Consider the following 202-nt stretch of genomic DNA (forward strand, 5'->3'; position numbering starts at 1 on the left):
TTTTGACTTAGACCCAAACAACATTGCAAGTATTTCTGTACTTAAAGGTGCAGCAGCTAGTGCATTGTATGGTTCAAGAGCAACCAATGGAGTTGTTGTAATCACTACAAAAGCTGGAAAGAAAGGTGTTAAGAAAGGTCTTGAAGTAACTTACAGTGGATCTGTAAACTTTGAAGAGATATCAGGTATTCCAGATTATCAG

At 37.1% G+C, this 202-nt stretch carries 1 protein-coding gene; it reads left to right on the plus strand.

Features of this window, described 5'->3' with window-relative positions; all coding sequences use genetic code 11:
- Window positions 1-202 (plus strand): TonB-dependent receptor plug domain-containing protein (locus E1140_RS00010; RefSeq protein ID WP_155177919.1); only part of this gene is annotated, 202 nt, incomplete at both ends.

The organism is Fulvivirga lutimaris (genome assembly GCF_009711525.1).
Taxonomy (GTDB): domain Bacteria; phylum Bacteroidota; class Bacteroidia; order Cytophagales; family Cyclobacteriaceae; genus Fulvivirga; species Fulvivirga lutimaris.